Source organism: Streptomyces sp. NPDC032745 (assembly GCF_055579465.1).
Map to the genome: position 1 here is coordinate 109,602 of NZ_JBVING010000016.1, position 12,114 is coordinate 121,715.

The following is a 12,114-nucleotide window of genomic DNA, read 5'->3' on the forward strand; positions in this document are numbered from 1 at the left end:
GGTCAGGCTCCTGTGGTGGACCCGGGGCGGATGATCATCAGAACGGTCACGGTGGCCCACAGCAGGTTGAACAGGCCCGTGTACATGCCGAGCTGTCGGGCGCTGCGCAGTACGGCGTCGGATTCCGCCGCGCCGCCGGCCGGCCCGCCGAGGGCCGAGAGGGCCGCGCCCTGGCGGGGCAGGATACGGGCGGCGAGGACGGCGGCGGCCAGCGCGGTCAGCACGATCGAGGTGATCAGCCAGGCGCTGCCCAGGACGTGGAGGCTGTTGGCCGTCGCGAGCCCGAACACCGGGACGGCGACGGCGATCCCCGCATAGACCCGGCAGATCCGGTGCAGGGTGCGCACCGTGGCGAGTCCGGACGGGTCGTCCGGGGCGGCAGCGGCCCGGCGGGCGGCGGGCGGGAACATGCTGGCGGCCACGGTGACCGGGCCGATGGTGATGATGGCCGCCAGGACGTGGACGGCGAGGAGGAGTTTCGTCACGGGTGCGATTCCGGGGTGCTCGGGGCTCGGTGCTCGGTGGGCGGAACGGGCGGGACGGCGCGTCAGAATGCAGCGGGTACCGGTCCCGCGGCACGCCACACCGTCCCCCGGCGCTCGTGCGCGAACAGCTGCTCCACGGCATGGGCGATGCGCGGCCCGACCTCGCGCTCCAGCAGGTACAGGGCGAGGTCGAGGCCGGAGGTGACACCCGCGCCGCTCACCAGGTCGCCGTCGTCGACGACACGGGCGTCGACCGCGACCGCACCGGTGGCGGCCAGCAGGCCCAGCCCCAGGTGGTTGGTGGTGACGTGGCGGCCCTCGATCAACCCGGCCGTCGCCAGCAGCACCGAGCCTCCGCAGACGGTGGCCACGATCGTCTCCGGCCGGTCGAGGGCCTCCTTGAGCAGGGCGGGCAGCCCGCTGGAGGCCGTACGGGCCAGCAGGGCGGGGATCGTGTCCGCGGGGCCGGGGGCAGCCGGATCAGCCGGGTTGCCGAGCGGCCCCACCGCTCCCGGTACGAGGACCAGGCCGGCCTGCTGCGGATCGAGACGGGCGGTGGCCCGCAGCGTGAGCAGCCCCGCCCCGGAGGGCACCTCGCGAGGGCCCTGCGCCGAGACGAGCTCGACGCTCAGCTGCCCGGGCGCGGCAGTCGATCCGGCGTACAGCACCTCGTACGGGGCGATCACGTCCAGCGGGTCGAAGCCGTCGAAGAGCACGATCTGGCACAGCATCAGGGGAAGTCCTCTCTGTGGTTCCGGCACCCCGGTAGGTCGGCCGGAGATGCCGGAACCGACGGTATGCAGCGCCGGACCGATCGGACAGTGGCGGAATTGCCAGGGCCCAACAGATTCCCGCCAGGGCGGTACAGAGGGCGATGCGAGCTGAACGGCCCCTGAGTGGCCTTGGCCGGAATCCGGCGAAGGCCTAGAGTTCGGCCATGCACACCGTGGCCGTACTCGCGCTGGACGGGGTCATCCCCTTCGACCTGTCCACCCCCGTCGAAGTGTTCGGGCGTACCCGGCTGCCCGACGGACGCCCGGCCTACCGCGTCCGCGTCTGCGCGCCCGCCGGCGAGGTGGACGCCGGTGCGTTCGCGCTGAGGGCGCCCTGGTCGCTGGACGCCCTCGCCGAGGCGGACACCATCGTGCTCCCCGGCGTCGCCGACCTCGACGCGCCCGTCGCGCCAGAGGTCCTCGACGCCCTGCGCGAGGCCGCCGCCCGCGGCACCCGGATCGCGTCGATCTGCGTCGGCGCCTTCGTGCTCGCCGCGACGGGGCTGCTGGACGGACTGCGCGCCACCACCCACTGGGTGGCCGCACCCGTCCTGACGGCCCGGTACCCGGAGATCGAGGTCGATGCCGATGTGCTCTACATCGACAACGGGCAGTTCCTCACCTCGGCCGGCGCCGCCGCCGGACTCGACCTGTGCCTGCACCTGATCCGGCGCGACCACGGTTCGGCCGTGGCGGCGGACGCCGCCCGGCTTGCGGTGATGCCGCTGGAACGCGAGGGCGGACAGGCACAGTTCATCGTGCACGCCCAGCCGCCCACCCCCCAGGGTTCGACGCTCGAGCCCCTGCTGCGCTGGATGGAGGACACGGCCCATCACGAGCTGACCCTCGACGAGATCGCCGCCGAGGCCGGGATCAGCGTACGCACGCTCAACCGGCGCTTCCGCGAGCAGACCGGGACCTCGCCCCTGCAATGGCTGCACCGCGCCCGGATCCGCCAGGCCCAGTACCTGCTGGAGACCACCGGCCACCCGGTGGAGCGGATCGCCTCGCAGGTCGGCTTCGGTTCACCGACGGCCTTCCGGGACCGTTTCCGGCGGATCACCGGCACCAGCCCCCACGCCTACCGGCGCGCCTTCCAGGGCCAGGCCGCCGCGCAGTAGGCGATCAGGAATGCGGGCCGGCCAACTGGTCGCCCAGCGGGCTGCGCCGGTACAGCACCTGCCGTCCGTCACGGGCCCGGTGGACCAGACCCGTGGCGTGCAGGACGCGCAGGTGCTGGGACACGGCGCTCGGGGTGACCCGGAAACGGCGCGCGATCTCGACCGTGGGCAGCGGTTCGGCGAGGAGGCGGAGCAGCCGGGCCCTGGGCGCGCCGAGCAGCGCCACGAGAGCGGATGCGTCGGCCGTCGGCGCCGGGGCCCACATCGTCGCCACTCCACGACTGGGGTACATCAGCAGCGGTGGTTCCTCGGGGCTGACCGGGGGCGCGGGCTTGTGGACGAACACGGAGGGCACGAGCAGCAGCCCGCGACCGGACGCCGTGACCCGGTGCGTATGGATCATCTTGTCGATGTGCAGCACACCGTCCTGCCAGCGCAGGTTCGGATGCATTCCGGCGAACAGCAGGCGGGCGCCGCCCATCGCCAACTGCCTGGCCCGGTAGGTCATGTCGGCTTCCAGCAGCAGCCTCATCTGCGGCCACATCGGCTTGACGGCGATCTCCCAGTACCGCTGCAGGAGATCACAGATCGCATCGCGGAGCCCGAGCACCGGCGCATCGTCCGTGGCGATGGCAGCGCGCAGGGCCTCGGGCAGTGGATCCGGCGCGTGGGCGGCCGACAGGTCGCGGCGCACCAGGTCCGGGGAGGCCTCGCGGACGACGGCCAGTTCCTCTTCGAAGGCGGGGGAGAAGCCCGTCGGCCGCGGGGTCAGGAAGTCGGGAAGGGTGAGCCGCTGGGCCACCAAGGACATCAGCAGGCCGGTGTCGAGCGTGTCGAGCCGGCCGAGGACGGACCTGCGCCACGGGAGGTGCACCGCCGACAGGCCCGGGTCGCGCAACACCCGCAGACTGAAGACGGTTTCGCTCAGGGGCGAGAGCGCGAACCGGGTGTCCGCGAGGTCCTCTACGCCCAGTACGAAGCTGATCATTAAGCAGTACGCTACATCGATTGGCAGCGGAACGCGGGTGCCGTGGACTTCCGCACATGACGCACACAACTCCTGCATGGGGTACAGCCACGCCCGACGACGGGCCGGTGGACTGACATGACCCGCCGGATGGTTCTGATCCTGTCCGTGACCTGCGCCGTCGCCGTGGGCAACCTCTACTTCCCGCAAGCGATCGTTCCGCTGATCGCCGCCGGACTGCACACGTCTCCCGACGCGGCCTCCATGGTGGTCACCGCCACTCAAGTCGGCTACACGGCAGGGATCTTCCTGCTGGTGCCGCTGGCCGACCGGCTTGCGCACCGCCCGTTCCTCGTCACCCTGCTCGCCCTCACCGGCCTGGGCCTTCTGGCCGCGGGTTGCGCACCGACCCTGGCGCTCCTCGTCGCCGCCAGTGGTCTCATCGGGGTCACCACCGTGGCCGCGCAGGTCATCGCCCCGCTGGCGGCCGGGCTCGTGGCCGCCGACCGCCGCGGCGCGGTGATGGGCACGTTGCTGAGCGGGTCCATCGGCGGCATGCTGCTGGCCCGCACGTTCAGCGGGACGCTCGGCGAATGGCTGGGGTGGCGGGTCCCCTACCTGGTGGCCGGGATGGTCGTCCTGCTCCTGGCGGCCGTCCTGAGCCGCCGGGTACCGGCCACGGCCGGGACCTCGCGCGAGCCGTACCGGACACTGCTCACCGAGCCGCTGCGCCTGCTGCGCGCCGAGCCGGAGCTGCGCCGCTCCTGCATCTACCAGGCTTCGGTCTTCGCCGGGTTCTCCGCCGTCTGGACCTGCCTTGCGCTCCTCCTCACCGGCCCGGCCTACGGTTTGGGCAGCCAGGCGGTCGGGATGCTCGCCCTCGTCGGGGCCGCCACCATGCTCTGTACCCCGCTCGCCGGACGCCTGGTGGACCGCAGGGGCTCCGACCCGGTGAACCTCCTCTGCCTGCTCGGGGTCCTCCTCTCCGCCGTGGTGCTCACCGCCGGCGCCTCGGGCGGAGTGGCGGGGCTGACCGCCCTGACGATCGGCACGCTCCTGCTCGACCTCGCGATGCAGTCCGGCATGGTCGCCAACCAGGCACGGGTCTTCGCCGTGCGCCCCGATGCCCGCGGCAGGCTGAACACCGCCTACATGACCTGTGTCTACCTGGGCGGCAGTGCGGGCTCCTGGATCGGAGTACGCCTCTACGGCCGGGCCGGGTGGTCGGGCGTGTGCGTGCTCGTGGCCCTGCTCGCCGCACTGGCCCTGGCCCGCCACCTCGCGGCGCTCCCCCTGCCCTTGCGGGCCCGGCGGAGCCGATCCGCGCAGCCGCCTTCGGGGTCGACGACCGCCGGATGACACGGAGCACCGACGGAGCCGAGGGCCCGGTGCGGGGTCCTTTGCGTGCCGTACGTCTTCATGTACGCCCCGAGCGTCCGGTGCGGACCCCGGTGCGGACCCCGGTACGGACCGCCCCTGCGCTCGCCGCCACCACCAGTGCAATGGCCGCGCACTCCAGCGCCGACAGTGTCTGCCCCAGCACCAGGAGGCCCGCCAGCGCGGCGATCGCCGGCGCCAGGCTCATCAGCACCGCGAAGGTCGCCGCAGGCAGCCGCCGCAGCGCCAGCAGCTCCAGTGCGTACGGCAGCCCCGAGGACAGCACCGCGATCGCCAGTCCCAGCACCAGTACGTCCGGCTGAAGCAGCGCGCCGCCCGCCGAGCCGATGCCCAGCGGCAGGGTCATCAGCGCTGCGACGGCCATGGCGACGGCCAGGCCGTCCAGCCGTGGAAAGCGGGCTCCCGCCCGGGCGTTGAAGACGATGTACGCCGCCCACATCGCCCCCGCCGCGAGCGCGAAGCCGGCCCCCGCGAGGTCGAGTCCGGCGAATCCGCCCCCGCCCAGCAGGACGACCCCCGCCAGGGCCAGGCCGGCCCACAGCAGGCTGAGCATGCGGCGCGCCGCGACCACGGACAGCAGCAGCGGACCGAGAACCTCCAGGGTGACGGCCGGGCCCAGCGGGATCCGGTCGATGGCTTGGTAGAAGAGGATGTTCATGCCGCCGAGGGCGACTCCGAAGGCGCCGGCGACGGCCCAGTCCGTACGGGAGTGACCGCGCAGCCGGGGGCGGCACACGAGCAGCAGGAGCAGCGCCGCGAGCGTCACGCGCAGCGACACCACGCCCAGCGCGCCGGCCCGCGGGAAGAGCAGGGCGGCAACGGCGGAGCCGAACTGAACCGAGACCGTGCCCGCCAGGACCAGGCCGATCCCGCCGAGGCTGCCGACACCCGGGGGTGTGCGGACGAGAGCGCCCGCCGTCGATCCCCGCGAGGGAGAGGTGACCGTCGAATTCGTCATGCCCCTCACGCTAGGGACCCGGCCGTTCGGCGTGAAATGCCGATGTGTGCAGTGGTTATGCTTGGCAGGCATGACCATGGAGCTGCGCCACCTGCGGGCCTTCCTCGCCATCGCCGAGGAGGGTGCGATCACGCGCGCCGCGGCCCGGCTGCACACCGGCCAGCCCGCCCTCTCCCGTACCCTGCGCCAGCTCGAGGACCACCTGGGCGTACGCCTGGTCGACCGCTCCACCCACCACCTGGAGCTGACGCCGGAGGGCCGTACGTTCCGGGACAGGGCGGCCGCGGCGCTGGCCGCCGTCGACGCGGCCCTCGACCCCGGCGCCCTGACGGCCCGGCCGCTGAGGCTCGGGCACCCGTGGGCCGCGCTCGGGGACTACACCGTTCCGCTGCTGAGGCGCTGGGACGAGCTGCACCCCGACACGCCGCTGGAGCTGCGCCGAATCGACGACCGCCTCGCAGGGCTCACCCGGGGCAAGGTGGACGTGGCGCTGCTGCGCGGGCCGGTGACGGAGCCGGGGCTGGTCACCGTGCAGCTGCTGACGGAGGAGCGGGTGGCCGTGGTGCCGGCCGGCAGCGACCTCGCGGACAGGGAGGCAGTCACGCCGGCGGACCTCGCCGCGTGGCCGGTCGCCCTGAACACGGTCGCCGGGACGACCACGCTGGACCTGTGGCCGGCGGACGCCCGCCCGACGGCGACGATCGAGGTCACCAACACCGACGAGTGGCTGACGGCCATCGCCGCAGGCCGCGCGGTGGGCATCTCGACGTCGGCGACGCCCCGCATGCACACGCACCCGGCGATCGCCTACCTCCCGCTGAGGGACGTCCCGCCGGTCCCCCTCCTGCTGGCCTGGCGCAGCGGCCCGCCGGGGCATCCGGCGATCCCGGATCTGGTGGCGCTGGCCCGCGAGGTCGTGGCGGGCCGCTGAGCAGGGTGGAAGGGACGCAACCTCTCGGACCGGGCGGGCACGGGCCCTGCGCGAAGGGGTCCTGACCGGTCGGCGCGGGCGAAGAGGCCGGCCGAGCACCGGTAACACCCCGCCCCACAGGGCCGGTCCGGGCCGGGCAGAAACGATTCGCTACCTGGCGTCGGATCAGGAACTTGCGGCGATCTGGCGCTGCGCGAGGGCGTCGGAGGCCTTGGCCGTGACGTACAGCGACGCGGCGAGGGTGAGGACGAGCAGGGCGCCGACCGCGAAGATGCTGCCGGTTGCGACGGGCGCCGGGCTGCCGGCCTCGGAGCGGGCGGAGCCGGTGAGGAAGGGGACGATGCCCAGGACGGCGGCCCCGAGCACGACCTCGGCGCAGACGACCTTCGGGAAGTGGCGCAGCGTCAGGTGCAGGAGGGGGGCCGAAGCATCGGCCTGACGGGCCTGGACGATGCGCGGCATCAGCCAGAGCTGGTTGACGGCGCCGGCCGCGACCATCGCGAGCACCAGCAGGGTCTTGATGAGGAGGAAGACGCCGTAAGTCGTCGTCCACAGCTGGCCCACGCTGCCCACGTGCTTCCAGGACAACCACAGCCCGGATATCAGCACCGCCGCGACGCTCACCAGGGCCACGAGACCGAACCGCCGCCAGATGTCCGCCCACAGCAGGCCGGCGTTCTCGCTCAGGCGGCTTCGGGTGCCGGCGAGGGCGAGGAGCAGCGCCAGGCCGCCGACCCACACGGTGCCGCTGATGATGTGGGTCTGGCCGAAGGCGAGGTCGAGCCACTTCTCGGAGTCCTTGGGCGCGGTGGCCGGGATCGCCCCGATGAGTGTGATGGCCAGGGACAGCGGGAGTGCGGTCAGTGCGACCGTGTTGAGGTGACGGCGGCCGGCTGCGGTGAACAGCGAGAGCAGCGCGGCGGCCGTGAGTACGAGGATGACGTTCTGGGAGACGTAGATCGTGCCCTGGGCCACCCAGGCGCCCTTGGCCGCAGGTGCGTTCAGGAAGTCCGAGATCCGCCCGGGGGCGAGGGCGTCCCCGAAGGGCATGCCCTTGCCGGCCCGTGCCACACGCCCGGCGAGCTGGAAGTACCCCGCCACCAGCAGCACCACCCCGGCCCACGCCAGGTACGCCGACGTCCGCCGCTGCAGAGCCACGACGTCGTCGGCCCCGCTCTGCGGGGCTCGCAGGCCGGCACGTACCGATGCCGCGTACGTGACGGTCGAGCCGATGGCGCCGCTCAGACCGACGAAGTAGCCGGTCTTGGTCAGGATCCGCCAGAGGGGAGGCGTCGTGTAGGCCGCAGCCGCAGCGAGGTCCGCATGATTCATGAAGGTGAGGCTAACCTAAATAAAGATGGTGTGAGTATAAAGCGCTGGTAAAGAAAGGGGCTCCTGCCCGCCCCGCCACCACCCGCCTGGCCGGCCGAAGCGGGGGAACACGCGCAGCGCCCCGGGAGGCGGCCGCAAGGGCCGTCCCGGGGCGCTGTCGTTCACACCTGATGGCGAATCGATTCGCCTGGATCAGTTCGTCTGGTAGACACCGAAGATGTCGACCACGAGGTCGATGTTGTCCCAGCCGCGGTTCCAGAAGTCGACGATGCCGTTGTTGCCCATGCCCGCCTGGACCAGGTTCGGGACGGTGTTGCCCTTCTTCCAGTTCAGGTTGGAGGAGTTGGGCGGCGTCGGCCAGATCTCCCAGCCGTTGTCGTAGTCGTACAGGCTGTTCGGGTCGGGGGACACCGTGAGGTAACCGTCGCCCCGGGTGTTGGTGACCGTGCTGTTCAGCACGTACGCCGTGTTGCTCGGGCGCGTGGTGGACAGCGGCATGTAGATGTAGCCCTGGCCCTCCAGCTGGCCGTACGGCCAGTCCGCCGGGTCGCGGGTGTCGAGCAGCCGCTCCGGCAGGAACGGCAGGTAGGCGCCCTGGCTGTCCTGGCTGTAGTAGCCGACCACGTCGACGATGACGTCGGTGCCCTTCCAGGCGCCGTTGCGGACCTTGACCGAGCCGTCGGGACCCACCGGCACGATGACCGAGTTGGCGACGGTCTGGCCACCGCGGAAGTTCAGGTTGGACGTGGTCGGGACCGACCCGCCGCTCGGGAAGACCGTCAGGTGGCCGTCCTCGCGCGGGTTGGTGACGGTCACGTTCAGCGCGACGGCCGTGGCGCCTGACGGGATGCCACCCTTGCCGGTGATCTGGACGCCGATGGTGCCCTGGCCGGCGACCTGGCCGAGGCCCTCGCGGGTGTCGAGGAAGCGCGAGGGGGCCAGCGGGGTGTAGCCGCTGGACGAGGTGCGGGTGAAGTAGCCGGTGATGTCGGCGATCAGGTCGACCGACTCCCAGCCGCCGTTGTACAGGTCGACGTAGCCGTTCTTGTTGACCGGCACGATCACCAGGTTCGGGACGGTCTGGCCGGCCGAGAAGTTGACGTTCGACGTGGTCGGACGCTCGCTGCCCTCGGGCCAGACCGTGACGTGGCCCCCGCTGGTGGTGTTGGTGGCGGTGACGTTCAGCACCACGGCCGTGACACCTGCGGGGATCGCGCCGTTGCCGGAGATCTTGACCCGGGTGGTGCCGTAGGCGGGGACCTTGCCCTGCTGCGGCGTACCCGTACCGTTGCGGGTGTCCAGCAGGCGGGTGGGCGTGTACGGGGTGAAGTCGGAGCCGGGCGTCACGACCGGCAGCTGGTTGACGGCCCGCTCGCCCGAGCCGTCCGACAGGGTGACCTTGATGGTGTACGAGCCGATCTCCGGGTAGGAGTGCGTCTCCGTCGAGTTGGTCGGCCCGTTGGCGCCGAACGTCACGCTGGTGCCGTCACCCCAGGCGACGTTGACCGAGAGCGCGGTGCCCGGGTCGCTCGTGACGGCGACGTCCAGGCTGATCCCGCGCGCGCTGGTGCCCTTGGCGGTCAGGGCGACCGTCGGCTCCGACGCGGCGGTGCCCTCCGCCTGCGGGGAGGCAGCGCCCTTGCCGTTGGCCTTGGCGGCGGACGAGGTCTGGACCGTCTGCTCGGCAGGGCTCTTGAACGTGGTGAAGTTCGACGCCGCGGCCTTGTTCAGGTCCACGTCGGGCACGGTCACCCCGTGCGTGCCCGCGGTGCCCGGCGTGGCCGGCCCGGCCTGCGCCACCCCCGGTATGAGACCCACGCTGGCTGCCACGACGGCAGCGGACATTACGAGTCGGCGATTGCGCACCGGCCCCCCATTTCGGTTTACGCTTGAACAGGTTCGAAAGCTCGCTCAGAGTACACAGCCGCAGGGCCTTGATCACGGGGGCGGCCCTGTTTGACCGCCGCGAATCCACGAGGTCCGTCGGGGCCCGGCGGACAATCGGGGGCGAGGCGGTACCAGGTGGGCGGGAGAGCGGGAGGCCGGCCTCGTGGAGGAGGCTACTGGAGAGTCTGCTCGGTCCAGATGGTCTTGCCGTCGGCGGTGTACCGGGTACCCCAGGCCTGCGCGAGCTCGGCGATGATGAACAGCCCGCGGCCGCCCTCGTCGACGACGCCGGCGTGGCGCAGGTGCGGAGCCGACCGGCTGCTGTCACGTACCTCGACGGTGAGGGCGCGGTCGTTGATGATGCGCAGCTCCAGCGGCGGACTTCCGTAACGGACGGCGTTGGTGACGAGCTCGCTGACGATGAGCTCGGTGTCGGAGGCCGTCTCCTCCTCCACGTTCCAGTCGACGAGCCGGCCCCGGACCAGGCGTCTGGCGGTGGCGGCGGCCGTCGGGGCGTCCGGCAGCGGCCAGACGGCCACCCGGTCGGCGGGAAAGGAGCCCGTACGGGCGAGCAGGAGCGCGGTGGGGCCGGCCTGGGCACCGCCCGCGAACGCGTACAGGACCTCGTCGCGCAGGTCCTCCAAGGGGCGGCCGGGCTGGGCGAGCATGCGCCGGAAGACGTCCGGGTCGGCGGGCGGCTCCAGGGTCGGCAGCGGGGTGTCGGAGAGGATCAGGAGACTGCCCTCCGGGATCTCGAAGGCCGTCGCGGCGAAGGGCGTTCCCTCGGCGCTCCCCAACCGGGCCCCGGACGGCACGTCACGGTTCTCGGTACTTCCGTCCGGGTGGATGACGACGAGACTCGCGGAGCCGGCTCCCGCGACCGTGCAGATCCGGGTCAGCGGGTCGTAGACGGCGTACGTGCAGCGCGCGGCGAACGCCTGGCGGTGCACCGGGTCGGCGGTCGGCAGGGCCGCGCGCTCGGCTGCCAGGAACGTCGCCGTGTCGTTCAGCCGGGCGAGGAGCTCGTCGGGCTCCAGGCCGAACGCGGTCAGGGAGCGGACCACCGTGCGCAGCTGTCCCATGACGGCCGCGGAGTGCACCCCTTGGCCGACGACCCCGCCCACGACCAGTGCCGTACGGGCTCCGGACAGGGGGACGGTGTCGTACCACTGCACTCCACTGTCGGACGGCAGGAGCAGGTACGCCGTCTCCAGCGCCGTGTGGGAGGCGGGGCGGCGGGGGAGCAGTTGCCGCTGGACGGTCGCGGCGATGGTGTGCTCGCGTGTGTAGCGGCGGGCGTTGTCGATGCACAGCGCCGTGTGGTCCGCCAGCTGGAGCACGAGAGCGACGTCCTGTTCGTCGTACGCCTCGGGCTGCCGCGTCCGGTAGAGACTGATCAGGCCCAGCACGGTGCCCCGTACGGTGAGCGGGGCCGTGATGAGGTGATGGGCCCCCGCTGCGCGGATCGCCTCCGCGCGGTCCGGATCCGCCGCGAGCCACGGGAGGCCGCCGTCCAGGGCGACAGCGCGGGGCCGCAGGTCGGAAAGGGCCTGTGTGTAGGGCGTGGGGGCGGGCAGGGCGCGTACGTCGCCCAGCGGATGCGCCTGCGGCTCGTCGGCGCGGCCGCTGCCGCCGCCGGCGCCGCTGCTGCGGAACGCGGCGCGGCGCAGTGGAACCTCGCGCGGGAGGGGAGCGAGCGGGGGCTCGTCGCCCCGCAGGACGGCGTCCACCACTTCCACGACCGCGACGTCGGCCACCCGCGGCACCACGACGTCCACGAGCTCCTGGCAGGTGGTCATCACGTCGAGCGTTCGTCCCACCTGCTCGGCGGCGATGCGGAGCACCTCCGTGCGGGCACGCCCCTTCTCCCGCTCGGTGACCTCGACCACGGCCACGGCGAGGCCGAGCACCTCCCCGGACGGCGACTCGAGGCGGAAGACGGAGACCTCGTAGAAGTGCTCCGTGCCGGGATCGGTCAGGCGGTGCGCCCGCAGGAGGTGGCCCACCACGGCCACACCGTTGTCCAGCACTCCACGAGCGAGGTCCATGGCCTCGTCGGCGTCGACGACCCCGTAGAGCTCGTCGAAACGGTGCCCGACGATGTCCTCCACGTGCACGCCCTGCATGGCGGGCGTGGCGGTGTTGACGCGTACGATGCGCAGTTCGGTGTCCAGCAGGTGCAAGCCCACGGGGGACTGGCTGAACAGGGCGTCCAACATCGCAGCCTCCGGCCCGTTCAGAGGGGCGGTCGACTCGCTTCGG

General features: G+C 72.4%; 10 protein-coding genes. 3 read left to right on the forward strand and 7 right to left on the reverse strand.

All coding sequences use genetic code 11. The features are described 5' to 3' along the window. Positions 1–2 precede the first annotated feature (2 nt). Positions 3–485, reverse strand: coding sequence for a hypothetical protein (locus ACZ5WG_RS32590; RefSeq protein WP_468727918.1), 483 nt, complete (start codon positions 483–485; stop codon positions 3–5). Positions 486–547: 62 nt separating this feature from the next. Beyond that, a complete protein-coding gene (locus ACZ5WG_RS32595) occupies positions 548–1,216 on the reverse strand; it encodes a DJ-1/PfpI family protein (protein WP_468727919.1) in 669 nt (222 codons plus the stop codon). A gap of 206 nt (positions 1,217–1,422) precedes the next feature. Between ACZ5WG_RS32595 and ACZ5WG_RS32600 the strand changes: the two genes are divergently transcribed. After that, positions 1,423–2,379, forward strand: a complete 957-nt coding sequence (locus ACZ5WG_RS32600; RefSeq protein ID WP_468727920.1) for a GlxA family transcriptional regulator — start codon at positions 1,423–1,425, stop codon at positions 2,377–2,379. Positions 2,380–2,383: 4 nt separating this feature from the next. Here the strand turns inward: ACZ5WG_RS32600 and ACZ5WG_RS32605 are convergent, their stop codons facing one another. Continuing rightward, entirely contained in the window at positions 2,384–3,367 is a 984-nt protein-coding gene (locus ACZ5WG_RS32605; RefSeq protein ID WP_468727921.1) for an ArsR/SmtB family transcription factor, read from the reverse strand. Positions 3,368–3,496: 129 nt separating this feature from the next. Here ACZ5WG_RS32605 and ACZ5WG_RS32610 point away from each other — a divergent pair, with 129 nt between their 5' ends. Continuing rightward, positions 3,497–4,705 carry an MFS transporter gene (locus tag ACZ5WG_RS32610; protein WP_468727922.1) on the forward strand — a complete coding sequence of 403 codons (1,209 nt, stop codon included), beginning with the start codon at positions 3,497–3,499 and terminating at the stop codon, positions 4,703–4,705. A gap of 58 nt (positions 4,706–4,763) precedes the next feature. Here ACZ5WG_RS32610 and ACZ5WG_RS32615 read toward each other — a convergent pair whose 3' ends face one another. Continuing rightward, positions 4,764–5,702, reverse strand: coding sequence for an EamA family transporter (locus tag ACZ5WG_RS32615; protein ID WP_468727924.1), 939 nt, complete (start codon positions 5,700–5,702; stop codon positions 4,764–4,766). A gap of 70 nt (positions 5,703–5,772) precedes the next feature. Between ACZ5WG_RS32615 and ACZ5WG_RS32620 the strand changes: the two genes are divergently transcribed. Then, complete coding sequence (locus tag ACZ5WG_RS32620) at positions 5,773–6,633, forward strand: LysR family transcriptional regulator (protein WP_468727925.1); 861 nt, start codon at positions 5,773–5,775, stop codon at positions 6,631–6,633. A gap of 165 nt (positions 6,634–6,798) precedes the next feature. Here ACZ5WG_RS32620 and ACZ5WG_RS32625 read toward each other — a convergent pair whose 3' ends face one another. The 3 genes from ACZ5WG_RS32625 to ACZ5WG_RS32635 all read right to left on the reverse strand — a co-directional run bounded on the left by ACZ5WG_RS32625 (position 6,799) and on the right by ACZ5WG_RS32635 (position 12,071). Beyond that, positions 6,799–7,965, reverse strand: coding sequence for a copper resistance D family protein (locus tag ACZ5WG_RS32625; RefSeq protein WP_468727927.1), 1,167 nt, complete (start codon positions 7,963–7,965; stop codon positions 6,799–6,801). Between the two features lie 192 nt (positions 7,966–8,157). After that, positions 8,158–9,795, reverse strand: a complete 1,638-nt coding sequence (locus tag ACZ5WG_RS32630) for a hypothetical protein (RefSeq protein WP_468727928.1) — start codon at positions 9,793–9,795, stop codon at positions 8,158–8,160. A gap of 230 nt (positions 9,796–10,025) precedes the next feature. Beyond that, positions 10,026–12,071 (reverse strand): SpoIIE family protein phosphatase, encoded by a 2,046-nt coding sequence (locus tag ACZ5WG_RS32635; protein ID WP_468727929.1) that lies wholly within the window; start codon positions 12,069–12,071, stop codon positions 10,026–10,028. Between the last annotated feature and the right edge of the window lie 43 nt (positions 12,072–12,114).

Coding starts and splice junctions, on each gene's coding strand:
- ACZ5WG_RS32595 (WP_468727919.1), bottom strand. CDS start 1,216: ATGCTGTGCCAGATCGTGCTCTTCGACGGCTTCGACCCGCTGGACGTG.
- ACZ5WG_RS32635 (WP_468727929.1), bottom strand. CDS start 12,071: ATGTTGGACGCCCTGTTCAGCCAGTCCCCCGTGGGCTTGCACCTGCTG.
- ACZ5WG_RS32610 (WP_468727922.1), top strand. CDS start 3,497: ATGGTTCTGATCCTGTCCGTGACCTGCGCCGTCGCCGTGGGCAACCTC.
- ACZ5WG_RS32600 (WP_468727920.1), top strand. CDS start 1,423: ATGCACACCGTGGCCGTACTCGCGCTGGACGGGGTCATCCCCTTCGAC.
- ACZ5WG_RS32615 (WP_468727924.1), bottom strand. CDS start 5,702: ATGACGAATTCGACGGTCACCTCTCCCTCGCGGGGATCGACGGCGGGC.
- ACZ5WG_RS32620 (WP_468727925.1), top strand. CDS start 5,773: ATGACCATGGAGCTGCGCCACCTGCGGGCCTTCCTCGCCATCGCCGAG.
- ACZ5WG_RS32605 (WP_468727921.1), bottom strand. CDS start 3,367: ATGATCAGCTTCGTACTGGGCGTAGAGGACCTCGCGGACACCCGGTTC.
- ACZ5WG_RS32625 (WP_468727927.1), bottom strand. CDS start 7,965: ATGAATCATGCGGACCTCGCTGCGGCTGCGGCCTACACGACGCCTCCC.